Source organism: Gemmata obscuriglobus (genome assembly GCF_008065095.1).
Lineage (GTDB): Bacteria > Planctomycetota > Planctomycetia > Gemmatales > Gemmataceae > Gemmata > Gemmata obscuriglobus.
In genome coordinates, this window is record NZ_CP042911.1 from 3,128,943 (window position 1) to 3,153,694 (window position 24,752).

Consider the following 24,752-nt stretch of genomic DNA (forward strand, 5'->3'; position numbering starts at 1 on the left):
CGGAGACACTCAGGTTGTTGAACGCGTCGATCTGGGACACGGCCGCGAAGATCAAGGCGCTGGGCGACCTGGAGCGGCACCGCGTTTGAGGTGTATTTCCCGTCCGCCGGTCCCGGCTCTGCCGATGACCTGGACGCCCCGCCGGTTCCGCTTATTGGTGCCGTGCGTGGCACGGTTCTGGTGGTCGAAGACGACGACCGGGTGCGCCGGTTCACCCGCGGCACGCTCCAAAAGCTCGGGTGTACCGTTCTGGACGCGCCCAGTGGTGAGGAAGCACTGCGACTGTGCGAGACGCCGGGCCTGACGATCGATTTGCTCGTCACGGACGTGGTCATGTCGGGGCTGAGCGGGCGCGAACTGGCCGAAGCGGTGGCGCGGACGCGTCCCGGGATCAAGGTGCTGTACGTGAGCGGGTGCACGGACGACGCGGTCCTGCGGCACCGTGTGCGGTCGACGCAGGTGAGGTTTCTCCAGAAGCCGTTCACCGCGGACACGCTGGCGGAGAAAGTTCGCGCGGCTTTGGGATGAACGCGGCCCTTCGGAACAGGTTCCGACGGGCCGGCCTCGGGGTCAACTCACGCTGATCCCGCCCGAACCGTTGCCTTCCCACGCGAAGAACGACTTCTTAATTTGGCCGCTCGAGGCGTCGTAGTACTGGATGTGGTTCTGGCCGCCCGACCCGGCCCCAACGATGACGTTGCCGCCGTTGGCCTCGGTGTACCCCACATCCACGCCGCCACGGAACCCGGGGTCGAAGGCCAGGAACGTGCGCTTCAGTTGCCCGGTGCGCCCGTCATACTGCGCGACCCGGGGTTCGCCCCCGACACCGGCGCCGGCCACGATCTCGGCCTTCCCGTCGCCGTCCACATCGCCGACCGCCAGCGTTACCCCGCCCCGGAACTCGGGCGCGAACGCCATGAAGCTGAGTTTGGTCGTTCCGGTGGCCCCGTCGAACACCTTCACATGCGGTCCGGCCCCGGGGCCTGCGCCCACCACGATCTCGTCGAACCCGTCGCCGTCCACGTCCCCGGCCGCCACCGTCACCCCGCCTCTAAAGCCCTGATCGAACGCAAAGAAGCTCTTGAGTTCGGTCCCGGTGAGGGCGTCGAACGCCTTCACGTGCGGGCTGTTGCCGGTCGCCGCGCCGACGATGATGTCTTCGTACCCGTCGCGGTTCAGGTCCCCGACCGCCACCGTTACCCCGCCCTTGAACCCCTCGTCGAACGCCATGAAGCTGCGGATCAGTTGTCCGGTCGCGCCGTCGAACACCTCTACGTGCGGCGCGGCCCCGGCCCCGGCCCCGACGATGATGTCATCCACCCCGTCGCCGTTCAGGTCACCGGTGGCGACCCGCACCCCGCCCTTGTACCCTTCGGCGAACGCGAGGAAGTTGAACCGCACCGATCCGTCCGGGTTGTACACCGTCACCCGCGGCGCGGACCCGAACCCGGCCGCCCCGGCACTCAAGCGCAGGCGCGAGCCGTCGGTCGGGACGCCCGGGCCGGTCGGCGTGCCTGCTCCAGGCCCAGGGAGCGGCGTGAACCCGCCCCCGCCCCCGCCGCTAGACGGAACTGTAACGTTCAGGTTCACACCGCTGGAAGTGAGCTGCAGCGGGTTCAACGTTACGTTCGTCGCGATGGTGCCGGCCGTCCCACCGGGCGGTACGACGACCGCGACACGGAATGTCGAGCCGAGGTTGGACACGGAAAGGCCGCTGAGCGTGAAGTTCCCGTTCGCATCGGTTTTGATCGCGACCTCGGTCGGGTCGAGCTGGCCGTTACTGTTGGCGTCGATGTAAACGGTGGCGTTGGCCAGGCCGGTGCCGGTGGCCAAGTTCACCACCCGGCCGCTTATAGACCCGTTAACCGAGATGATGGAGCCCGCGGGTGGGGTGGACGTAACCGGTTGCAAAACAGACAGCAACGTGCCCGACGACAGAAGTCCTGAAACGGCCGGCGCGACACCCTGGTAGAAGTTCTGGAGTCCGGGGAGCAACCCGCTCGTGAGGGACGAGATGCCCGCAACCGTGTTGTTCAGGAAGTTGTTGTCGCTGATGACGGTGGCCGCGCTCAGGTTCAGCAGCGAGCCGAGTGAGACCCCGATCCGGTTACCCGCGAACTGGTTATTTACGATGTCCGTTGGTGGGGTGGAGAGCAGGGTGCCGTTAATGGCTACGCCGGCCGAGTCGGTTATTCCCGACGCCCCGGTGAATCCCGTGAGCACGTTTCCGCGGACCGTTATGCCTCCAGATTGGTCGGCACCGACCCCGACGTTGACCCGCAACCCGGCGCCTTGGCCCGTGAGCGTGCTCCCGAGCACCGAGCCGGTGGCATCGGCGCCGCGGAACACGACCGCGTGAGTGCCGATGTTTTGGAGGGTCGAAGCGTTTACGGTCACGTTGCCACCGCCCACGTACACGCCAACACCTGCTGTTGTCGCCGTGCCGCCCGCGGTGCCGACGTTCTGGACGCGCACATCGTTGAGCAAGCTCGTGGCCGCGGGCGCGGTCCCCGTGTCGGTGAATTTCAGCAGTACCGGTACATCGACGCCCGATCCGGAGCCGCCGTCGAGGGTCAGCGAGCCGACATTGAGGGTGACACCGCGGTTCACCAGTACGGTCGCGGAAGTGTCGCTCGTCGGGCTGGCCCCGCCGGTCGTGGTGTTCACGCCGGCCTTGATCGTGGTCGCCCCCTGGCCGAACCCGGTCAGGTTAAGGCTTTTTGTGACGCCGAGCTGCGGAACGGAGAGTGTGAACGTCCCGGGGCCGACGCGGACCGTGTTCGATGGGTCGAGGTTCGTGTTCGCAGCTTGCACCGCCGATTCGACGGTATCGAACACGTTTGTACCGAAGGTACCGTCGGTTATCTGGTTTCCGGGTAGTGACACTCGTACCGTGTCGCCGACGCTCAGCCCGGCCGGGCCGGTGTCGTTGAGGACGGTCAGCGAGCTGGTCGGCGAGACCCACAGTTGCGCCGGATTGAAACGGTCCTCAAGGAGCGACAGTTCGGGACGGAAGCGAGGGCGGATCTTCGACATGGCGTATTCCTACTGGGTACGACTGAGCAACCCGACGACATGAACCGACTGCGGCCATCGGGTGAGGTAATGTGGATCAACCCTAGATCCGCCACCGGAGCCGCGGTGTCAGGCAAAACCCCGGATTCGGTACGAGTTCGGTACAGATTTGTCGCAGGGTGATTAGCGGGTTAATCCTGACGCCGGAACCCGGGAGGCTACTCTACGGTTCCGTTACCCCGGACCTGTTCGGGAACGATCGGGTGCGCGCGCACGAGGGTTTGAAATGAGATCGCTCCAGTGGTTTCCGTGTACGATCACCGCGGCGCTCGTTACGGCCGCAGGGGCGGTTACGGTTGCGGCCACCGGTGTGGACATCGTTCACGTGGAGTTCTTCGCGCGCGACACGAGCCCGGTTCACAAGTGGGACGAACTGGTGCTCGCGCTGGGCCTTCTCGTTACCGGGTTCGCGGTCGATCGCGCGGCCGCGGTCCTGCGGCTCCGGCGGGCCGCCGAGCGCGACCGGCTCGAGGCCGCCCGCCAGGCCGAGCGGGTGGACGTGCTTCGGGCGACCATGCGGACCGTTCAGGACATCGTTAACAATTTCCTGGCCGGCGTGCAGTGGGTCGCGATCGAGGGGGAAGGGGTGCTGGCGCCGGAGACGCTCAAGTTGCTGAACGCGTCGATCTGGGACACGACCGCGAAGATCAAGGCGCTGGGCGACCTGGAGCGGGTGGACGAGGAGGCGATGGCGATCGGAAACGGCGTCTCTATTGACCCATCCGGCGCGGCGCCGGCCGTGTCGCGAGAGTGCGAGTTCCGATCATGAAACCGGTCGCCGCGCCGGTCATCCCTCTGCGGGCTTAGCGCCCTCGACCGGTGTGGCGCCCAGGAGCCCCGCCTCGAGTCCGTAGCGCACGTAGTCCGCACGCGTTTTCAGGCCGGTCTTCTCGCGGAGCCGCGCCCGGTACGTCTCGACCGTTTTGACGCTCAAGAACAACTGGTCGGCGATCTCCTGGTGCGTCAGGCCCTTGACGAGCAGTTCGAGCACCTCGGTTTCCCGGCGGCTGAGCTGCGACCGCTCGGCGGGCGGGGGCGGTCCTCCCAGAACGTCACCGAGGGCCGGGTCGATGACGCGCGCGCCGGTTGCGACGGCGCGGATCGCGGCGAGCAGGTCCGGGGACGGGGTGGTTTTGAGGAAGTACCCGGCGGCGCCGGCCGCGAGCGCGCTGCGCACGTAGGCGGGGTCGTTGTGCATGGTGAGCACCAGCACCCGCGTGCGCGGCGCGAGCTGGGTCACGCGGGTGATGGTCGTCGCGCTGCCCCACCCGGGCATCGACAGGTCCAGGCAGAGCACGCGCGGTTCGGTGGCCCGAACGCAGTCGACGGTCTCCGTGCCGGACGCGGCCTCGCCGACCACCTCGAGATCGGGCTGCGCGCTGATCAGCGCGCGCAGCCCCTCCCGCAGGATGACGTGGTCGTCTGCCAGGACGATACGTGTTCGGGGCACTTGAATCACTCCGGTAACGGGAGCCGCACGTCGAGCGCGGTGCCGCGGCCGACGGTCGAGTCGATTCGGCACGCGCCGCCGAGGACGGCGGCGCGCTCTTTGATTCCTGTCAGCCCGATGCCGCCCCCGGGGCCGGGCACGAACCCGATCCCGTCGTCGGTGACGGACGCCCGCGCCCACCCGGGGCCGGTCTCGAGCACTACATCGACGGTCCGCGCGCGGGCGTGCTTGGCCACGTTGGCCAGCGCCTCCTGGACGATCCGGTACAGCGCCGATTCGATCTCGGCGGGCAGTCGCGGGACCGCCCCGTCCGGCACGAGCAGTTCCGCGCGCACGCCGTGAACGCGGGTGAACACTTCGGTCAGCCGCTCGAGCGCGGGCACCAGGCCCAGGTCGTCCAGCACCGCCGGGCGCAGGCCGTGGGCGAGCCGCCGGATCTCGTCCAGCGCGTCCGCCGCTACCCGACGGAGCCGCGCCACCCGCTCGTCGCCGTCCAGCCCCGCCATCCCGACGGTCAGCGAGACGAGCGACTGACCGATCCCGTCGTGCAGCTCGCGGGCGATCCGCCGGCGCTCGTCTTCCTGCGCCGAAAGCACGCGCCGCAAAAGCTGCTTCCGCTCCTCCGCGCCGCGCGCCAGCTCCGTCACGTCGCGGACGACGGCGATCCAGGCGCCCGGTCGGACCGGGTCAACGGTTGCGAGGAGGTGCAAGTCTCGGGCCGGGTCGTGCCCGCGAAGCGGCGCGGCGGAGCCGTCCTGCTGTCGCGCCCGGATACCGACCCCGAGCCCGCCCGGAAATACGTCCGTTACGTTACGACCGACGAGCCCGCCCGGGCCGTCTCCGGCCGCCCGCCCCGCCGCGCGGTTCGCCTTGAGCACGGTCCCGGCGGCGTCGAGCACGAGCAGGGCGTCGGGGCACGCGTCGAACGTGGCGGCCCACTCGGACGCGATCTTCTCGAGCGCGCGCTCGCGGACCCGTGCCCGCGCCGCTTGCAGCGCCCGGGTGACCGCCCACACGAGCGCCCCCGGGTCGACGGGCTTGGGCAGGTAGTCGAACGCGCCGCTCTTCATGCCTGCCACCGCGGCGCCGACGTCGGTCGTTCCGGTCAGCAGAATCGGTAGCACCGGGTTCTCGTCGGCGACGATCGCCGCGATCAGGTCGAGGCCCGTGCGGCCGGGCATGTTCAGGTCGATCAGGGCGACATCGTAAGTGTCGTGCGCGAGGCGGGCGAGCGCCGCGCCCACACTGGCGACCGCGTCCACCGTGTGGCCGAGCGGGCGGAGCACCTTGGCCACGAGCCGGCAGATGCCCTCTTCGTCGTCGACGGTGAGTATCCGGCCGACCGGCGATCCGGACGAGACGGGGGGCGGATCAGGCATCTCGGCACCTCTCCGCGGCCCGGGCGGACCAGCTCACCACAGACAATATCCCAAGTGGCATACGAGGTCAAACCGATGTTGGCGCGTGCGGCGCCTCCAAGGCGCTCCGCGGCGGGCGGTTTGGGGAGTTTCCCTTACGCCGCCGCGGCCGCCGCGCACCTAGGGTTACCGCGTCGGGCCGCCCCGCTTTCAGCCACCTGACCGGTCACCGCCTATGCGCACGCTCCTCGTCGGCCCGTCCTGGCAGCACACGGTGCTCGACCGCCTGGCCGGTCTGCTCCGCTCGCACCACGGGTTCAACTACATCGACCGGACGCCGTTCGAGCAGGCGGCGCCGTTCTTCCAGGAATCGCCGGTGGAGCTGGTGTTCCTGGTGCTGCCGGCCGACCGGGCCGCGGACGCGCTCCGGGCCGTCGGCGCGCTGGCCGCGGCCGGCGCCCGGGTCCTGGTGGTCGGCCCCGCGACCGACCCGAAGCTGATCCTTAGCGTGCTCCAGGAGGGCGCGGAGCGGTTCCTCGACCAGCAGGAGCTGGAACCGGACCTCGCCAGCGTCCTGGCCCGGCTGACTCCGCAGCTCAAGGCCGAGCCGCGGCACCTGATCGCGGTGCTGTCGGCGTCCGGCGGGTGCGGGGCCAGCACGGTCGCGGTGAACGCGGCGGTGCTGCTGGCCCAGCGGCACGGGCGGTGCAACCTGGTGGACCTGAACCCGGTCAAGGCGGACCTGGCCCCGCTGCTGGACCTGAAGCCGCAGTACACGCTCGCCGACCTGTGCGTGAACGAGACCCGGCTGGACCGGACGCTGTACGAGAAGCTGCTGACGCCGCACGCGTCGGGCGTCGCGCTGCTGGCCGGGCCGCGCACCCCCGAGGAAGCAAGGCAGCTCACGACCGCTGGCGTCGCGGAGGCCGTCACCCGGGCCGGCGAGGCGTTCGCCCACGTGGTTGTGGACCTGGAGGACTACTTCCACGACGAGCAGACCGATGTGCTGGACCGCGCCACCCGGGTGCTCGTGGTGTGCCGGCTCGATTTCACCGCGGTGCGGAACGCCCGGCGCATCATCGACGCGCTGGTGGCGCGGGGCGTGCCGCGGTCCCGCGTTGAAGTGGTCGTCAACCACGCCGGGCTGCCCAACGAGCTGCCGCTGGGCGACGCCGAGGCCGCGCTCGGGGGGCCGGCGGCGCACGTCCTGCCGAGCGACCCGCACACCATGAACATGGCCGCGAACACGGGCGTCCCGGCCGCGGTGCAGGCGCCGGACGCCGAAGTGGTGCGGCGGGTCGCGCGGCTGGCGGGGCTGACCGTTGCGGACCAGCGGGTCGGCGCGGTCGGCCGGTTCACGGCCCTGTGCCGCGGGTTCGCCCAGCGGGTGCTCCGGCACCCGCAAGCCGCGGCCGAGACGCCCGCCCCGATCCTCCCGTACCCGCAGTCGCAAACCGACACGAGGGCCGACCAGGGGCCGCTCGCGGGGCCGGTCCGTGTCCCCCGGGCGCAAGCCGGCGCCGGTTGAGCGCGGCGCCGAGGCGGTTCGTAAGTCTCCAGGCGCGACCGGCGCCTCTGATGGCGGCCGGCGGCCGGGCGCCCCGCTCCCCGACACCAAGACCGACCATGAACCGCTTCCCCCCTCGAATGCCGCCCGCCGCGCCCGAACGGGCGCCCGCGAACGCCCCGCCCGTTGCCGCCGGCCCGGACGCGGCCGACGAGTTGCGCAAGTTCAAGGCGCAGTTGCACCGCCGGCTGGTGGTCGGGATGGACCTCACGGCGCTCAACGCGCTGTCCCGCGAGCAGCTCCGCCAGGAGGTGCGGCGGGTGGCCGAAGAGCTGTGCCAGCGGAGCCCGAACCTGCTTAACCAGCAGGAGCGGGAGCGGCTGGTGAACGAGGTGCTGGACGAGACGTTCGGCCTCGGCCCGCTCGAAACGCTGATGCGCGACCCGACGATCAGCGACATCCTGATCAACGGCCCGCACACGGTGTACGCCGAGCGGCACGGGCGGCTGGAGCTGACCGACGTCAAGTTCACCGACGCCGCGCACCTGCTGCACATCGTGCAGCGGGTGGTGACCCAGACCGGGCGCCGGGTGGACGAGACGTGCCCGATGGTGGACAGCCGGCTGCCCGACGGGAGCCGCATCAACGCCATCATCCCGCCGCTGGCGCTCGACGGGGCGCTGGTGTCCATCCGCCGGTTCGGCTCGAAGCCGATCCGGGCCGCGGACCTGGTCGCCAACCGGTCGATCCCGGCGGAGGCGATGGACTTCCTGGCGGCGTGCGTGCGCGCGCGGCTGAACGTCGTCGTGTCGGGCGGCACGGGGAGCGGCAAGACGACCCTGCTGAACGCGTTGTCCGCGTTCATCCCGCACGACGAGCGGGTGATCACGATTGAGGACGCGGCCGAGCTGCGGTTGCAGCAGCCGCACGTGGGGCGGATGGAGACCCGCCCGAACAACATTGAGGGCGTCGGCGCCGTCGGCACCCGCGAGCTGGTGCGGAACGCGCTCCGGATGCGCCCGGACCGGATCGTGATCGGCGAGTGCCGCGGCCCGGAGGCGCTGGACATGCTCCAGGCGATGAACACCGGGCACGACGGCAGCCTGACCACGGTCCACGCGAACGACACCCGTGAGGCGCTCGGGCGCCTGGAGGTGATGGTCGGGATGGCCGGGTTCGACCTGCCGATGTGGGTGATCCGCCGCCAGATCGCGGCGGCGGTACACGTTGTGGTGCAGGTGAGCCGGCTCGTCGGCGGGGCGCGGAAGGTGACCAAGGTGTCCGAGGTGACCGGCGCCGAGGGCGACAACTTCGTGATGCAGGACCTGTTCGTGTTCCAGCAGACGGGGGTGGACGCGGACCGCCGCGCCCAGGGGTGCTTCCACGCGACCGGGCTGCGGCCCAACTGCCTGGAGCGGCTCGAGGCGCACGGGCACCCGCTGTCGGTCGACCTGTTTCGCAAGCGGATCCTCCAGCCGGGCGCGCCCGGTGCCGAGCGGAGCGCGTGGAAATGATCGCACAGATCGGTGTGTTCGTCGCGGTCACCGGGGCCGCCCTGATGGTCCTCTGGGTCGCGTCGGCGAGCCGGGGGCCGGCCCGGGCGCGGTTCCGGCGGCGGCTGGACGAGGAGTTCGCCGGCGAGGCGACCGGTCCGGGCGGTCCCGCGCTGCTGTACAAGAACCTCGACGCGCTCAGCGCGCTGGACCCCAATGCCTCGCTGCCCCCGGCCGACCCCCAGGTGCCGCGCCCGGCCGCGCGCCCGGCCCGGCGCCGACGGTTCTGGGCCGAAGAGCAGTTGCGGCGGGCGGGGGTGCCGCTGACCCCGCGCCAGTTCCTCATCGCGTCGGCCGGGCTCGGGGCGGGTGCCGGGGGGCTCGGGGCGGTGTTCGTCAGCCCGCTCGCCGGGGCCGCCGCCGCGCTCGTGGGGCTGGTGGCCCCGACCGTGCTCGTGCGTCTGCGGCTGAAGCGGCGGCGCGAAAAATACTTGCGGCAGATCGCCGGGGCGTTCGAGCTGATGGCGCGCGTGATCCGGACCGGGCAATCGGTGACGGAAGCGTTCCGGGCCGCGGTGGGCGCGTTCGACGACCCCCTGGCCGAGGAGTTCGGCCGGTGCGTGCACCAGATCGAACACGGGATCCGCCCGGAGGCGGCGTTCCGCGAGATGAGCGACCGGGCCGACGTACTGGAGCTGCGCATCTTTGTTGTGGCGATGACGATCCAGCGGCAGACCGGGGGCAACCTGTCCGAGGTTCTGGACCGGCTCGCCGGGGTGGTCCGGGCGCGGCTCCGGGTGCGCCAGAAGATCCGGGCGCTGACCGCGGAAGGGCGGATGCAGAGCCGCACCCTGACGGTGCTGCCGGTGGTCGTGTTCGCGATGATGTACTTCCTCAACCGCCCCTACGCGGAGGGGCTGCTGGCTCAGTGGCGGCTGCTGCTCGGCACCGTCACCTGCGTGGCGGTCGGCACGCTGTGGATCCGCAACATCATGAATTTCGAGGGCTAAGGGGATGCTCGCGCTCGCGGTAGGGGGGCTGGCGTTCGGGGCCGTCGCGCTCGGCGCGCTGGCCGCCGTCCGGCTGTTGGAGGAGCGGCCGACCCACGACGTGGGCCGGGCCCTGAGGCGCCTCCGCGAGCTGAACGGCGCCGCGGCGCCCGGGGACGCGGGGGAGGCGGGCGGGTGGCTCGCGACCGTCGGCGCCTGGCTCGGCAGCCGGCTGGCGTTTCGGAGCGGCGCGCGGGCGGTCGAACTCGCGGACCGGCTCGCGCTGGCCGGGTACCGGCACCCGTCGGCCGTGCTGTGCTACGGCGCGGCACAACTGGTTCTGATGATCGCGCCGGCCGCAACCGCGGGCGGCGCCGCCTTCACCCTGGAGGGCGCCTGGAACAAGGTCCTCTTGTGGGCGGCCGCCGGCGGGGCCGCCGGGCTGGTCGCGCCGTCGGTGCTGCTGGGCGCGCGCATCGAGAAGCGGCAGCGGCTGATCCGCAACGCGCTGCCCGACGCGCTGGACATCATGGTCCTGAGCGTGGAGGGCGGCTCCAGCCTGAACGCGGCCCTGATGTGGGCGGCCGACGAGATCCGGGACGTCCACCCGGTGCTCGGGGCGGAACTGCTGGTCGTCCAGCGCGAGGTGCAGTTGGGGCTGTCGATGGGGGACGCGTTCCAGGGGTTCGCCCGGCGGTGCGGCATCCCGGAGGGCCGGGACCTGGCGGCGGCGCTGATCCAGTCGGAGAAGTACGGGGCGAGCGTGGGCAAGGCGCTCCGCACGTTCGCCGACTCGGCCCGGCAGGACCGCCAGGCCTGGGCCGAGGAGGTGGCGCAGAAGGCGTCGGTGAAGGTCGTGTTCCCGATGCTGCTGTGCATCTTCCCGGCGATCTTCATCGTGCTGCTCGGGCCGGCGGCGGTGCAGATGTCCCAGTTGTTCGCCCGGTAGAAACCGCAGAGGTGTGTCGTGACCCGCAAGCCATTAAGCCCGAACCCGTGCCGGCGCGGGGCCGCCGCGGTCGAGCTGGCGCTGCTGCTACCGCTGCTGGCCCTGCTGTTCTCGGCCGGGGTCGATTTCGCACGGGCGCTCCGCACGACCCAGGTGCTGCAAAGCGCCGCCGGCTCCGCGGGCACGTACGCCACGGGGACGGCCTGGACCCCGGCGTCGACCACCACGACCGCGGACGCGGCCGTCGCGGCGGCGCTCGCCGAGGGCGCCGGACTCGACCCGCCGCTCCAGGCGTCGCAGGTGACGATTACGACCGTCGGGAACACGGTCACGGTGACGGTGGCGTACGACATGCCGCTGTTCACCCAGTTCCTGATTCCCGCGGGCACCGTACACCTCGAGCGCACGGCCGCCGGTCGGGTCGCGCCGCGACCCGGGGAGTGACGGCGCTGCGGCGCGAGGAGGGCAACCGATGAGGCTCGTGACCACCGCCCGGCGCCCCGGCGCCTCGGCCGTCGAGACCGCCCTGGTGCTGGGCGTGCTGCTCGTGCTGGTGTTCGGGCTGATCGCCGGCGGCACCGGCGTGTTCCGCCAGCAGCAGATGGAGTGCCTCGCGTGCGAGGGCGCCCGCTGGGCGAGCGCCCGCGCCGGCGACTACCAGAAGGACACGAACGGCCCCTGTCCCACCGCCCAGCAGATCGCCGACCGGGCGGTCGCACCGCTGGCCGTCGGGGTGGACCCGGCGGCCTTGGGCGTGAAGGTGGAGTGGATCGACGGCGCGACGAACACGGCCTGGGACTGGGACGCGGCGCCGAAGGACGTGCGGTCCGTCACCGCGTCCGGCGAGTACGTGACCAACTCCGTGCGGGTGACGGTGACGTACCAGTGGGCGCCCGGGACGTTCTGGAGCCCCAGGGCGATCGGCGGCGTGTGCGTCATGCCGCTGTCCAACTGACTGATGCACGGTCCGGTTGAGGTCGTCCGTTTTTAGCTTTTACCTTTGCGGCACAGGCATTGTCGCCCGGACCGTGAATGAGGGAGCGGCGAGCGTGTTGCGAGCGAACCGCGTTCCCCGGCGCGCCGGGGCCGTGCTGGTCAAGGTGGCGATCTGCCTCCCGGTGCTCATCGGGGTGCTGGCGCTGAACCTGGACGGCGGGCGCCTGTACGACGAGCGCCGCCGCGCCCAGGCGACGGCCGACGCGGCCGCGCTGGCCGCCGGTGCGGACCTGTACGCGAACTACTGGACCAACCAGGGGGCCGACCCGATCGGCACCGCGCGCGCGGCGGCCGAGCAGGTGGCGGTCGCGAACGGGTACCCGGCGTCGGCCGTGACCGTGACCGTCCCGCCGACCTCCGGGGCCTACGCCGGTCAGCCGGGCCACGCGGAGGTGCGGATCGACAGCGCCGTCACGAACTCGTTCGGCCGCACCATTACGGGCAGCGCGACGGGCGTGTCGGCCCGGGCGGTGGGCCGCGGCGAGCCGGTGAGGATCGGCATCGTGCTGCTGAACCCGACCGCGTCCGGCGCGTTCAAGAACACGGCCGCGGCGTTCGCCCTCATCAACAAGCCGCTGGTGGTCAACTCCACCAGCCCGACCGCCCTCCAGAGCAGCGGGCTGCTGCTGCTGTCGCTGAGCAAGGTGCAGTCGACGGGCGGGGCGTCGATCACGAGCCTGCTGCCGCTGGGGGTGCCGGTGAAGACCGGCGCGCGCCCGACCCCGGACCCGCTGGCCTTCCTGCCGGTGCCGGACGAGTCGGCGGCGCCGGTGCGCAGCTCGACCCCGCTCACGATCAGCAGCGTTGTACCGACCGTCCTCCAGCCGGGCGTGTACAAGGGCGGCATCCGGGTGACCGGGCTGGGCGTCGCGGTGATGACCCCGGGGGTGTACGTCATGCAGGGCGGCGGGTTCCGCGTGGACGGGGCCGGCACGGTCACCGGCCTGAGCACGATGGTGTACAACACGACCAGCCCGACCCACGCCGCGGGACCGGTTTCCGTCACCGGCCTGGGCAAGGTGGTCATGACCGCGCCGCTGTCGGGCACGTACCAGGGGATGAGCTTCTTCCAGCACCGCGGGCTGAACCAGCCGGTGACGGTGTCCGGGGCCGGGCTGACCACCGTCACCGGGACCGTGTACGCCGCGAAGGCGCCGGTCACCCTGACCGGCACCGCGGCGGTCGGGCTGGACATTATGGGTGGGGCGTTCGTGGCCGATTCGATGACCGTCGGCGGGATCGGAGCGGTGACGGTGAACATCGGGCTGAACCCGCCCCGGGTGCCCGACGTGCGGGTCGTCGAGTAGCGTTCCCGAACCGAAGGCCGAGCGGGAGATTCTGTATGTGGAGCGGCGTTCTGCGGGCCGGTGAGTCGCAACTCGAGGACCCGCCCGAGGTGCTGCGCTGGCAGTTCTTCCGCGGGCTCCGCGCGAGCAAACTGCTGCCGACCGAGGAGGTGGACCAGCTCGAGCGGGACGCACAGAGCGCTCCGGTTGAGGAGATCCAGCAGCACCTGTTGGAGCAGGGCGCGCTCACGCCGTACCAGGTGCGGCGCATCCGCGACGGCGCGCCCACCGGCCTCGTGCTGGCCCAGTACAAAGTGCTCGACGAGATCGGCGGGGGCGGGTTCGGACAGGTGTACAAGGCGAGCCACTCGGTGATGAACCGGGTGGTGGCGCTCAAGCTCATGACCCCGGACCGGTGCCGCAGCCGGCTCTTTCGGGACGTGTTCTACCGCGAGGTGGCCGCGGTCACGCGGCTGAACCACCCGAACGTGGTGCTCACGTTCGACGCGAACGAGACCGACGGGGTGCTGTTCCTCGCGATGGAGTACGTCCAGGGGCCGTCGCTCCACGCCTACGTGACGGACAACGGCCCGCCGGACCTGCCGCTGGCGGTGTCGATTATGCTGCAACTCTCGTCGGGCCTGGCCCACGCGCACGAGGCCGGGCTGGTGCACCGCGACCTCAAGCCCGCCAACGTTCTCGTTCAGGACATCGGCCCGGGCGCGGTGCGGGCCAAGGTGATCGATTTCGGACTGGCCCGGCTTCACGCTCGCGGCGGGGGCGAGCACGGAACCCTGATGGCCGACCCGGGCGCGCTGGTCGGCACCCCTGCGTTCATGGCCCCGGAACAGGCGGTCAACTTCCACGACGCCGACGTGCGGTCCGATTTGTACAGCCTGGGCTGCACCTGCTATTTCTTGCTCACCGGCCGGCTGCCGTTCGAGGGGCCGTCGTGCCGGGCCGTGCTGGAGATGCACGCCAAGCGGGCCGCGCGGCCGCTCCGGGAGCTGCGCCCGGACGTGCCGGTTGCCCTGGCCGCGGTGGTTCATCGGCTGATGGCGAAGCGCCCGGAGGACCGGTACCAGACCGCCGACCAGTTGTGCGACGCGCTGACCGCGCTGGTGCCGGTCGCCGCGTTCACCGAGGGGTGCGAATACAGCAGCCCCCGCGCCGCTTCCGTTCTCGGGGAGGACCAGCCGACCCCGTTGGCGTGGGCGGAGCCGGAGCCGTCGCCGACGGTGGCGGTGTTCGAGCGCCCGCGCGAGGCGGGCGTTACCGACGCCGAGGCGCGCCGGTTGTGGTCAAAGTGGTGCTCCGTGGTCGAAGCCCAGTCGCAGGGCGCTCCGCCGGCCCTGACCGGGCCGCAGTACGCCGAGCTGTACGAGACCCTGGTCCGCGCGCTCCGCGCGCTGGGCGAAGATTCGGAGCAGCTCCGAGCCGCGGTCGAGCCGTGGGTCACGCTCCGCGCGCTCCAGACTCTGGATCGCAGCGCGATCGCCGAGCTGTACCAGACGTGCCGGAATCTGAATTCGGCTTTCGGGTCGGCTCCGCCCGCGCCCACAAGACTGCGGTCGCTGGCCGCGCTTTCGTTTGCATTCCTGGCACTCGCAGCGGGCGCCTGGGGTGCTGTTACGTACTGGCCCCGCGTGATGGCATTTCTCTCAGGCGCACGGTAGCACCCGAGAAAAATGCACAGTCATGCCCCCAGACTGGCGTCCGTGCCAAAAGCCGCCAGTGTGGCGACGACATTGGTTCGTTTCAAGGGGTGGATGGAACGGCAGTCGGGTGACTGCTGAAGTCGATCGGCGGCAGCCGCCACACGCGCAGGACGCGGTCTTGGCCGACTGCCGCGACGGCACTTCCGTCGGGTGCGAGCACGACCTTGTGGACGTTGCCCCCGCACGGCAACCGCGGGCCGACGGCCCGACCGGTTCGGGCGTCCCAGAGTCGGACGTCGCCCTCCCAGCCGCCGGTCGCCAGCAGGTCACTTCCCGACCGGCACCCGACCGCCCGGACGGCCGTTTGGTGCGGGAGCACCGCCACGAGCCCGGCGGTGGTCGCGTCCCAGAGACGTACCGTACACCGGTCCTCGAACGGCGGGCGCCCGGCGATCGTGTACACCCGCGAGCCCCCCGCTGCGAAACCGGCGTACCGGATCACTTCCCCGCCGTGGTCGAGTTCCGGCCCGACCGGGCGCCCTGTGGCAACGTCCTGAACCAGCGCAGAACCGCCGGGGCCGCGCTCGATCACCGTGCGGCCGTCCGGGCCGGTCAGCTTGTCCCAAGGGCGTGTCCGCCCACGTTCCCATTCGGACACGACCCGCTGTCCGGTCGCGGCGCTCCACTGCCCGACGGGGCCGTTCGGGCCGAACAGGACCACGGTGCGGCCGTTCGGTTCGTACGTGATGTCGTGGAGCCGCTCGCTGGTTGTGAGCGGCTCGCCGACCGGGGCGCCGTTGACGGTTTCATGAATTGTGGCGGTCCCGTTCGCGCAGCCGACGGTGTAGGTATCACCGCCGGGAGCGAACGCCGCCGCCGTGACCCGGTCGGGATGCGTCAGTTCGGGGCCGGCGGGGCGGCCGGTTGCCGCGTTCCACACCCGGCTACGCCCGCCGTTCGGCCCCGGCACCCCTCCGGCGGAGATGAGCCATTTCCCGTCCGGGCTGTACGCGGTGACGGTCGGTGCGAACCCGAAGTGGGGCAGTTCGAGGTCCGGCCGGAGGTGGTCGCACTTCCAGAGCCGCACCCGGCCGTCCCGGCACCCGGTCGCGAAGCCGCGCCCGTCCGGTCGGTACGCCACGGCTTGAACCGCGCCCGGGTGGGCCATTGCGGCGCCGAGCGGCCGGCTGCTGTACAGGTCCCACAACTGGGCGCAGTTCCCGCCGTGGTCCAACCCGCCCCCGCCGGTGAGGACGGTCCGGCCGTCCGGGCCGTGCGCCGCCCCCAGCACGACGTATGGGCACACCTGGGGCAGCCCGCGCCGCTGCCCGGTCGCGCGGTCCCAGACCAGCACCGTTTGGTTCTCGCCGCCGGTCACAAGGTGGGTGCCGTCGGGGGCGAACGCGATCGTGCGAACCGCCGCCGCGTGCATGAGGGTCGGGCCGACCTGCTGGCCCGTTTTCGGGTCCCACAAGCACACCTGCCCCCCGACCGGTCCGGACGCGGACGCCGGGAGGGCGCAGCCGGACGCGAGCCCGGTGCCGTCCGGACTGTAGGCGACCGCGGCCACGAGCCCGGGCTGACCGATCACGGGGGCGGCCGGCCGGCCGGTGCCGGTCTCCCAGATGCGGATTTCGCCGCGCTCGTTGGTGCCGTGAGCGCCGCCGCCGGCCGCGAACGTCCGCCCGTCGGGGGCGAACGCGACCGCATGGACCGTGGCCAGGTCGCGCAGCTTCGCGCCGATCGGGTTCCCGGTTTTGGCGTCCCAGAGTTGAACTGTGCCGTCTTGCCCGGCCGTCAGCAACTGTGACCCGTCCGGGCTCACCGCGACCGCGAGAACCGGGCTCCCGTGAACGAGTGGAGGACTTGCGGGGGTCCAGCCGTCCGTGTCCCAGAGTTGAGCCTGTCCGGGCACGGGACCGGCGGGCGCGTTGGTCGACCAGCGGCCGACCAGCAGCCGGCGCCCGTCCGGCATGAACGCGATGGAGGTGACGGACGACCCGAGCGGCGGGCTCACCTCCGGCGCGGCGTGCCGCGCGGACCAGGCGGCGATGTTCAGCCGGAAGGCCGGTTCGAGGGCGTCGAGCCCCGCGGCCGTCACCCGCTCAAGCCCCCGCCGCAGTCCCACGAGCCCCGCGGCCACGTTCCCGCGCTCGCACTGCTCGAGGCTTTGATCGAGCAGCAGTTCGGCGGCGGCTTGTTCCGCCTGCCGGCGCGCCGCAACCGCGGCGGCGTTCTGCTCGCGGGCGTCGGCCAGGGCGGCCACTTCGGACGCCGCCAGCGCTTCCGCCCGGTTCCGGGCGGCGACCGCCTCGCGCCACTGGGCGACCACCAGGGCCACCCCCGCCACCGCGACGGCGGTCAGCGCCAGCAACAGCCCGGCGATTGCGGGCCGCCGCACCGCCCAGCGGGCCGCGCGGCCGGCCGGCCCGACCGGGCGCGCCCGGATCGGCTCGTGCTTCAGGAACCGCCGCAGGTCGGCCGCGAGCGCCGCGGCCGTGGGGTACCGGCGGGCCGGGTTCTTCTCCAGACATTTGCCGCAAATGGTGACGAGGTCGCGGGGCAGCCGGGGCTGCAACCGGCCCACCGACACCGGCTCGTCGTGTGCCACCTGGAGCAGCGTGTCCAGCGGCGTGGCCGCCCGGAACGGGGGGCGGCCGGTGAGCAACTCGTACAGGATCGCGCCGAGCGAGTACACGTCGGCCGCGGGGCCGACCGGGTGCCCGGCCCCGCGGGCCTGCTCCGGGGACGTGTACGACGGCGTTCCGAGGAACAGGCCGGACGCGGTCAGCGGCTCGCGCTGCGGGTCGGGCTCGTGCGTCACCTTCGCGAGCCCGAAGTCCGAGACCTTCACCTCGGGTAACGCGGGATCGCCCGCGGACGGGTCTGAGGCGAGTAACACGTTGGCGGGTTTGAGGTCGCGGTGCAGGATGCCGTTCTGGTGGGCGTACTCGACGGCCCGGGCGATGGCCGCCACGAGCCGGGCGGCGGTGCGCGGGGGCTGGGGGGTGCCGCCCGCCCAGGCGGCGAGCGTCGGCCCGTCGACCAGTTCGAGCGAGAAGAACGGACGGCCGCCGTGGTCCCCGGTGTCGTGAACCTGGACGATGTTGGGGTGCCGGAGCTGGGCCAGCGCGCGCGCCTCCTGGAGGATCCGCCCCCGCGCCTCTTTGTCGCCGCGCGGCAGCACCAGCAGCATTTTCAGCGCGACCATCCGGTTCAGCGACCGCTGCCGCGCCTGGTACACGACCGCCGACCCGCCGCGGCCGAGTTCCTTGAGGATCTCGTACCCGGGGATCTCGGGCCAGATCTCGGGCTCCGGCGTTGGGGCGTTCCGACCGTCGGAAGGAGCCTCCCCGATCCGCGCGAGGAGCGGGGCGATCGAGATGACCGGGGTCGGGCAATTCAGGCCGGCGAGCAGGCGGCCGACCGGACCGCCCTCGGCGCGGGCGAGGCGATCGAGGACTCGTTCGCATGTCCGGCAGGTTTCGACGTGCGCCCCGACCGCCGCGGCATCCTCCGCGCCGAGTTGCTCGCGCAGCATCCGTTCCAGGGTCTCGGCGCCGGGGCAGTTGGTCGTCTTGAGCATGTATCGGTTTCTGCTGTTGGCCGTCAGCCGGTGTCCAGCCGGGCGATCTCGTCGCGCAGGAGCCGCTGCACTTTGCTGCGCGCCACGTACACCGTGGCCAGCTTCATCCCGAGCCGCTGGGCCACGTCCGCGCCGGGCCGCTCCTCGAGCGCGAGCAGCCGGAACGCCTCCCACGTCCGCGGTTCGACCCGGAGCCGCACCCGCGCCATCGCCTCGCGCAGCAGCTCTTCGTCGTAAGCGTCTTCCAGGCACCGGGTCAGGGTGTCGCGGGCCGCCACCTCGTCGAGCTTCTCGAACGTTGCGCTGTCGCCGGACCCGCGCCCCGGGCGCCGGTTCTTCAAATCGACGTCGTACCAGACGTGGTGGGTGACCGTCTTGAGCCACGCCCGGAAGCTCTGGGCCGGGTCGTACTCGAAGTCCGGCAGCCGGGTGGCCATCTTCATCAGCACGGTCTGCGCCACGTCCTGGGCGTCCGCGTCCTGGAGCCCCCACCCGCGGCACCACGCCAGCACCTTCGGCCCGTAGTGCGCGACGAACTCGGCCCACGCGTCCGGGTCGCCCGGGCGCCGGCGGAGGCGCCCGAGGAGCGTCACCCGTGTGAGTGATTCCGGGCTCCCGCTCATGGATCATTACTCGCCGAACGGCCGAAACCTAATTCCCACATTTATACCCCCGCCCCGCGGGCCACACAATCAGGGCCGTTGGCGGCTCAAGCCGGTGGATGCGGCACCCGAACCGAAACGGCCGGTCGGAGAAAAAATGTTGAAGGGCGTATTAGGTTCCGGAGTCCCCGCCAGTAATCTTCCTGACGCCGGATCCGCCCGTAGCACCTTCTCTCCTTATCTCCTCCGGGCCGCAATGTCCGTGAACGGCCGCTCGCACCGGTCGTGGGATCCGTTGCTGCGACCGAAACCGGTTGCGGTACTCGCCGAACGCGCTTCATTCCCAGGGGAAAACACGTGGCACAACTCAGGCGCCGGGACGGGTTTACGCTGATCGAGTTGCTGGTCGTCATCGCCATCATTGCCATCTTGATCGGGCTGTTGCTGCCGGCCGTCCAGAAGGTGCGCGAAGCGGCGGCGCGCATGAAGTGTCAGAACAACCTCAAGCAGGTCGCGCTCGGGCTCCACAACTATCACGACTCGAACGCCGCGTTCCCCAACCTGTACCGGATCAGCAGCGGCGGGTACACGTCGTTCATGCTGGTGCTGCTGCCGTACCTCGAGCAGCAGAACTTGTACCAGGCGGTTGTGAACAAGGCGGTGACGCCCGCGAACCAAACGGTCGGCATGAACCTGACGGACATGTCCTCTTCGACGGGGGTGTCGGCGACACCGGTTTCCGTGCTCCTGTGCCCGTCGGACGATGTCAACCCCGCGGTCGAGCCGTACAAGCCCGGATCGGTCACCATCTATCAGGCGACGACCAGTTACAAGGGCAGCAGCGGCACCGGGACGTCCGGCGCCGACGGCGCGCTGCCCCCTCCGGGCGATGCGTCGTTTAAGCCCGTGGGGCCGGTGAAAATCGAGGCGATTACCGACGGCACGTCCTCGACCCTCCTCGTCGGCGAGTTTTCCAACCGCGACCCCAACTGGTCGAAATCGTTCTGGGGCGGATTCGGGTACCCGCTGAAGTCGTGGGGCAGCGCGTGGTCCGGAACGGGCACCTCGTGGAGCTTTGCCGGAGCCACCGGAACGTACCCGCTCAACTACCGAGTGCCCGCCGCCGGGTCGGGGGCCGCAGCCCTTTGGGACCGAATCGTTGCGTTCGGTAGCTCGCACACCGGCGGGGCAAACATGGCCTACGCCGACGGCTCGGTCCGGTTCCTCTCGGACGGGATCAACAACTTCTCCGGCGGCCTCGTTGCCCTCGGCACCCGGGCCGGCGGTGAAACGCTGGCCGGACTGGACTACTGATACCACATTCAGTTGAAGAGTAACCGCTCGGCCGGGTGTCGGTTCCACCCGCCGGCTGACACCGGCGGTTCGACGAGCCGCGGTCGAACCGCCGGTGTCAGCCGGCGGGTGGCGCTCCCAATCACCGATACTCTTCAACCGGACATCGGTGGTTTCAAGTTCGCGCGGTGCTGATGCGATCGGCTTCAGGATGCGCTGAGGTTCCACCCGCCGGCTGACGCAGGCGGTTCGACTGTGACTTATCGAAGCAGGCAGGTGACAGGTCTCATCTGACGTTGCCCGCGCTGTCTCCGTTCATTCTCCACCCCGCCCCAAGACATCATTCTGTCCCGAGGAAGTGCTCCCATGTTCCGCCGCTTGGCCTTGCTCACGGTCGGCGTTGTCACGACCGCTTTCACGGCGTGCCAGGGCCAACAGTTCCCGATGGTTCCGGTCGAGGGGGTCGTCCTCAAGGACGGCAAGCCGCTGGACAACGTGAAGGTAGAATTCCACCCGGACCGCGAGGCCGGAGTGGTCGGCCCCCGGTCGATCGGGCTCACCGACGCCTCCGGCCGGTTCCGGTTGCAGACCGACGCCGGCGACGACGGTGCGGTGGTCGGCACACACCGCGTCATTCTGGTCGATGTTGACTATCTGGAGCGCACCGCCCCGATCCCGGCGGACCACCCCATCAAACTGAAGCACAAGGACAAAGGGCCGCTCGTCAAGCGGGTGAAGGACGATTGCTCCGAGTACTACCGCACCCCCCTGCGTCAGGAAGCCAAGAAGCCCAGTTCGACGGTGACGATCGAAATCAAGTAGCTTGGCGGTCCGACATCAGTTCCGCGGACGGCTGGGCGCTCACGGCGCCCCGCCGGTGATTTGCTTGGTGACCGCTTCGCTCGATGATTCGGTTCTCGCTTCGGTCTGACCTCTCAGCTTCGTATCCGCCCCTTCCGTCAGCCACGCATCGTCCCAGAGTTCGTTCGTCCCGGTTCCGTCGCTCGCGCGCGGGACGTACACCTTCGACCCGAACAGCAGGAACACCGCCGGGGTCACCACCTGATCCATGACGGTGGAAGTGACGAGACCACCGATGACGACCACCGCGAGCGGGTGAAGGATCTCTTTGCCCGGTTGCCCGGCGCCGAGCGCGAGCGGCACGAGCCCGATCACCGCGACGCCGGCCGTCATGAGCACCGGCGCGAGGCGCTCTAGACTGCCCCGGACGATCACCGCCTCACCGAACGTCTCGCCTTCCTCCTTCATGAGGTGGATGTAGTGGGCGATCATCATGATGCCGTTCCGGGACACGATCCCAATGAGGGTGATGAACCCGACCCAGTGGGCCACCGAGAGCGTCGTCGCTTGCGCCCACACGGCGGGCCAGCGCCACCACGGCGCGGCGTCGAGGGCGGCACGTTCCGGCCGGTTGAGCAGCAGCAGCGCGACAACGGCCCCGAGCGCCGCCAGCGGCACGTTCACCCCGAGCACCATGAGCGCGCCGCGCCACGAGCCGAGGCAGCGGGTGAGGAGCACGAACACCCCGAACACCGCGAGCGTCCCGAGCACCAGGAGCCGCGTGTTCGCCTCCTGTTGCGCGCGGTACTGGCCGTCGTCCTCAATGCGGTAGTCGGCACCCTTCGCGCGGAGCGCTTGCTCGACGGGCTTCACGGCCCGCTGGATGTCGGCGACCACGTCCCCGAGGCTTCGCCCCTGGATGTTACAGGACACGACGATGCGGCGGGCGATGTTCTCGTGGTTGAGTGTGTTGGGGCCGGTGGTGTCGGCCACCTCGGCCACCTGGTCGAGCGCCACCCGGCGGCCCGACGGCGTGTCGAGGATGGTACTCCCGATGACCGCCGGCGCGTTTCGGGCCGCGTCGTCGTACCAGACGACGAGGTCGAAGAAGCGCTCCCGGTCGAGCACCGTAGAGACCGCGCGGCCCTTGTAGGCGGTTTCCAGCAACCGGGCGACGTCGCCGGGGGCGAGGCCGTACCGGGCGGCCTCCTGGCGCTTCACCCGGAGCCGCACCTGCGAGATTTCCACCTGCGGTTCGACCTGTAGGTCCACCACGCCGGGGACGCCGCGCATCGCCGCCTCAATGTCCCCGGCCGCCGCCCGGAGTTCCTGGAGGTCGGGACCGAACACCTTCACCGCCACCTGCGCGCGAACGCCGCTCATGACGTGGTCGAGGCGGTGACTGATGGGCTGGCCCACGTTGGGCTTCACGTTCGGGATGCTGCTGACGCGGTCGCGGATGTCGGCCAGAACGGCTTCGTGCGGTCGGCCGGCCGTATCAATGCCCGACCGGTGTAGGCCGGGGACCGCGCGGGCCGCCGCGGCCCAGAACCCCGGCCGGGGCTGCTCGTGCGGGGCCAGTCGCACATCGAGTTCGGAGACGTTCACCCCTTCGGCGTGCTCGTCCTGCTCGGCGCGCCCGGTGCGCCGGGACACCGACACCACCTCGGGGATCTCGAGCAACCGGCCCTCGGCCAGTGCCGCCACGCGGCCGCTCTCGGCGAGGCTGGTGCCCGGCGGGGTCTGGAGGTTCACCGTGACGGTGCCCTCGTTGAACGGCGGGAGAAATTCCGATCCCATCCCGAACACGAACGCGGCGCTCGCCAGTGACAGCAGCAGCGACGCCGCGAGGATCGGCCGGGGGTGTCGGAGCGTGAACCGGAGCAGCCGCGCGTCGAGCCACTTGAGCGCACGCAGGAGGAGCGGGTCGCGGTGCTTCCGCGCTGGCCCACGGGCCAGCAAGAACGACGACAGCACCGGCGTCACCGTGAGCGACACCGCCAGGGACGCCAGGAGCGACACGAGGTACGCGAGCCCGAGCGGCGCGAACATGCGGCCTTCGAGACCCGAAAGCGCGAACAGCGGGAGCACCACGAGGCACACCACGAGCGTCGCGTAGACGATGGAGTTCCGCACCTCACTGGACGCCTTGAAAATCACCTTGAGCGAAGGCTCGGGGCGCTCCCGTGCGCGGTTCTCGTTCAGCCGGCGGAAGATGTTCTCCACGTCCACGATGGCGTCATCGACCAGTTCGCCCACGGCGACCGCGAGGCCGCCGAGCGTCATGGTGTTAACGGTCGCGCCGAAGGTGCCGAATACGAGTACCGTCACCAGGACCGAAAGCGGGATCGCCGTGAGTGTGATGACACTGGTCCGCACGCTCGCCAGGAACAGGACCAGCACCACGAACACCCAGATGGTGCCGTCCCGGATGGCCTCAATGACGTTGTCAACGGCGGTGCGAATGAAGTCCGCCTGGCGGAACACGCGGGACTCGATCACCGTGCCGGGCGGGGCGTCCTCCCGGAGGTCCGCGAGCGCCTGATCGAGTTTCGGGGTGAGGTCGAGGGTGTTCGCGCTCGGCTGCTTCTGAACCGCAAGGATGACGGCGGGGCCGCCGGTCACGGCGGCGCCCTCTTTGACCCGGACGCTGCCGTCGCCGCGGCGCACCGGCCCGGAGAACCGCACGTCGGCCACGTCCCGCACCCGGATGGCGCGGTTGTCGCGCCACACGACGGGCGTGTCCTCGATCTCGTCCGGGGTGAGGCTCTGCCCGCTGATGCGGATGAGCGACTCCTTCGGCCCGCGCTCCATCACCCCGCCGCCCGCGAGTACGTTCGCCTTCCGGGCCGCCTCGGTCAGTTGCTCGAGGGTCACGTTCTGGGCCGCGAGCCGCTCGGGCGCCGTGACGACCTGGTACTGCTTCAGGTGCCCGCCCATCACCGTCACCTGCGACACACCGTCCACGGCGAGGAGCCGGTTCCGCACGGCGAACTCGCCGAACGTCCTCAACTCCATCCCCTGTTGCAGCCGTTCGGCGTCGGTCGCGGGGGACTGGGCCGGCCGCAAACCCACGAGCATCACCTCGCCCATGATGGAGGAGATCGGGGCCATGACCGGGTTCACCCCCTCGGGGAGCCGGGACCGGACGAGCTGGAGCCGCTCGGAGACGATCTGGCGGTCGCGGTAGATGTCCGTGCCCCAGTCGAACTCGACCCACACGACGGACAGCCCGATGCCCGACGCCGAGCGCACGCGCCGCACGTCCGTCGAGCCGTTCAGTTGGTACTCGAGCGGGCGGGTGACGAGCGATTCCACCTCTTCGGGCGCGAGGCCCGGGGCCTCGGTCAGTACCGTCACCGTGGGGCGGTTCAGGTCCGGGAACACATCGACCGGCGTGCGCGCGAGCTGGTACGCCCCCGCCGCCGCGACCGCGACCGCGCACAGCAGCACCAGGAACCGGTTCTTGAGCGAGAGCGCGATCACGCGGTCGAGCACGGACGGGTCCCCTTCGCTTCGTGGAGTGTCAGGTCGTAAGGTCGTACCACTTGAGATCGCCAGAGCCCATGCGATACGACTTCGACGGTGGCGGAACGGGCGGCGGTGACTTCGTTTCGGCCCACGCGGTCACGCGTTTATGAAGGCAATTTTTGACAGGATCGACAGGATAAACAGGATTTAGAATTGAGCTGTCTTCATCCTGTTTATC

18 protein-coding genes are annotated in these 24,752 nt (G+C 70.7%); 12 read left to right on the forward strand and 6 right to left on the reverse strand.

Translation table 11 applies throughout. The features are described 5' to 3' along the window. The first annotated feature begins 90 nt into the window (after window positions 1-90). Window positions 91-528, forward strand: coding sequence for a response regulator (locus GobsT_RS12915; RefSeq protein WP_010037053.1), 438 nt, complete (start codon window positions 91-93; stop codon window positions 526-528). Between the two features lie 42 nt (window positions 529-570). On the opposite strand, the gene GobsT_RS12920 is transcribed toward GobsT_RS12915, so the two are convergent. Further along, the gene (locus tag GobsT_RS12920) at window positions 571-3,036 is read right to left on the reverse strand and encodes a beta strand repeat-containing protein (protein ID WP_010037056.1); all 2,466 of its coding nucleotides are present in this window, start codon (window positions 3,034-3,036) and stop codon (window positions 571-573) included. Between the two features lie 265 nt (window positions 3,037-3,301). Here GobsT_RS12920 and GobsT_RS12925 point away from each other — a divergent pair, with 265 nt between their 5' ends. Further along, complete coding sequence (locus GobsT_RS12925) at window positions 3,302-3,844, forward strand: hypothetical protein (protein ID WP_010037058.1); 543 nt, start codon at window positions 3,302-3,304, stop codon at window positions 3,842-3,844. Between the two features lie 18 nt (window positions 3,845-3,862). Here GobsT_RS12925 and GobsT_RS12930 read toward each other — a convergent pair whose 3' ends face one another. Both GobsT_RS12930 and GobsT_RS12935 read right to left on the reverse strand, forming a co-directional pair. Then, window positions 3,863-4,525, reverse strand: coding sequence for a response regulator (locus GobsT_RS12930; protein WP_010037059.1), 663 nt, complete (start codon window positions 4,523-4,525; stop codon window positions 3,863-3,865). A 5-nt stretch (window positions 4,526-4,530) separates the two neighbouring features. After that, the gene (locus GobsT_RS12935; protein ID WP_010037062.1) at window positions 4,531-5,904 is read right to left on the reverse strand and encodes a response regulator; all 1,374 of its coding nucleotides are present in this window, start codon (window positions 5,902-5,904) and stop codon (window positions 4,531-4,533) included. 214 nt (window positions 5,905-6,118) lie between these two features. On the opposite strand from GobsT_RS12935, the gene GobsT_RS12940 reads away from it, so the two are divergent. The 8 genes from GobsT_RS12940 (at window position 6,119) to GobsT_RS12975 (ending at window position 14,779) form a co-directional block, all read left to right on the forward strand. Further along, entirely contained in the window at window positions 6,119-7,411 is a 1,293-nt protein-coding gene (locus GobsT_RS12940; RefSeq protein ID WP_010037063.1) for a CpaE/TadZ family protein, read from the forward strand. A gap of 98 nt (window positions 7,412-7,509) precedes the next feature. Further along, window positions 7,510-8,904: a TadA family conjugal transfer-associated ATPase gene (locus GobsT_RS12945; protein WP_197905114.1), complete on the forward strand. Its 1,395-nt coding sequence runs from the start codon at window positions 7,510-7,512 to the stop codon at window positions 8,902-8,904. Continuing rightward, window positions 8,901-9,893 (forward strand): type II secretion system F family protein, encoded by a 993-nt coding sequence (locus GobsT_RS12950; protein WP_010037066.1) that lies wholly within the window; start codon window positions 8,901-8,903, stop codon window positions 9,891-9,893. Before GobsT_RS12945 ends, GobsT_RS12950 begins: the two co-directional genes overlap by 4 nt. 4 nt (window positions 9,894-9,897) lie before the next feature. Next, window positions 9,898-10,821 (forward strand): type II secretion system F family protein, encoded by a 924-nt coding sequence (locus GobsT_RS12955; protein WP_010037068.1) that lies wholly within the window; start codon window positions 9,898-9,900, stop codon window positions 10,819-10,821. An 18-nt stretch (window positions 10,822-10,839) separates the two neighbouring features. Then, entirely contained in the window at window positions 10,840-11,265 is a 426-nt protein-coding gene (locus tag GobsT_RS12960) for a TadE/TadG family type IV pilus assembly protein (protein ID WP_010037072.1), read from the forward strand. Between the two features lie 28 nt (window positions 11,266-11,293). Next, on the forward strand, window positions 11,294-11,776 hold the full coding sequence (locus tag GobsT_RS12965) for a TadE/TadG family type IV pilus assembly protein (protein ID WP_010037080.1): 483 nt from the start codon (window positions 11,294-11,296) through the stop codon (window positions 11,774-11,776). 94 nt (window positions 11,777-11,870) lie between these two features. Continuing rightward, window positions 11,871-13,124 carry a pilus assembly protein TadG-related protein gene (locus GobsT_RS12970; protein WP_010037083.1) on the forward strand — a complete coding sequence of 418 codons (1,254 nt, stop codon included), beginning with the start codon at window positions 11,871-11,873 and terminating at the stop codon, window positions 13,122-13,124. Between the two features lie 35 nt (window positions 13,125-13,159). Further along, on the forward strand, window positions 13,160-14,779 hold the full coding sequence (locus GobsT_RS12975) for a serine/threonine-protein kinase (RefSeq protein WP_010037088.1): 1,620 nt from the start codon (window positions 13,160-13,162) through the stop codon (window positions 14,777-14,779). A gap of 82 nt (window positions 14,780-14,861) precedes the next feature. Here the strand turns inward: GobsT_RS12975 and GobsT_RS12980 are convergent, their stop codons facing one another. Together GobsT_RS12980 and GobsT_RS12985 are read right to left on the reverse strand one after the other, a co-directional pair. Continuing rightward, the gene (locus tag GobsT_RS12980; RefSeq protein ID WP_010037090.1) at window positions 14,862-18,347 is read right to left on the reverse strand and encodes a WD40 repeat domain-containing serine/threonine-protein kinase; all 3,486 of its coding nucleotides are present in this window, start codon (window positions 18,345-18,347) and stop codon (window positions 14,862-14,864) included. Window positions 18,348-18,370: 23 nt separating this feature from the next. Then, on the reverse strand, window positions 18,371-18,970 hold the full coding sequence (locus GobsT_RS12985) for an RNA polymerase sigma factor (protein ID WP_010037091.1): 600 nt from the start codon (window positions 18,968-18,970) through the stop codon (window positions 18,371-18,373). Window positions 18,971-19,306: 336 nt separating this feature from the next. Here GobsT_RS12985 and GobsT_RS12990 point away from each other — a divergent pair, with 336 nt between their 5' ends. Together GobsT_RS12990 and GobsT_RS12995 are read left to right on the forward strand one after the other, a co-directional pair. Continuing rightward, the gene (locus tag GobsT_RS12990) at window positions 19,307-20,263 is read left to right on the forward strand and encodes a DUF1559 domain-containing protein (protein WP_010037093.1); all 957 of its coding nucleotides are present in this window, start codon (window positions 19,307-19,309) and stop codon (window positions 20,261-20,263) included. Window positions 20,264-20,608: 345 nt separating this feature from the next. After that, window positions 20,609-21,064, forward strand: a complete 456-nt coding sequence (locus GobsT_RS12995) for a hypothetical protein (RefSeq protein ID WP_010050849.1) — start codon at window positions 20,609-20,611, stop codon at window positions 21,062-21,064. Window positions 21,065-21,103: 39 nt separating this feature from the next. Here GobsT_RS12995 and GobsT_RS13000 read toward each other — a convergent pair whose 3' ends face one another. Then, window positions 21,104-24,541 carry an efflux RND transporter permease subunit gene (locus GobsT_RS13000; protein WP_010050850.1) on the reverse strand — a complete coding sequence of 1,146 codons (3,438 nt, stop codon included), beginning with the start codon at window positions 24,539-24,541 and terminating at the stop codon, window positions 21,104-21,106. Window positions 24,542-24,752 lie beyond the last annotated feature (211 nt).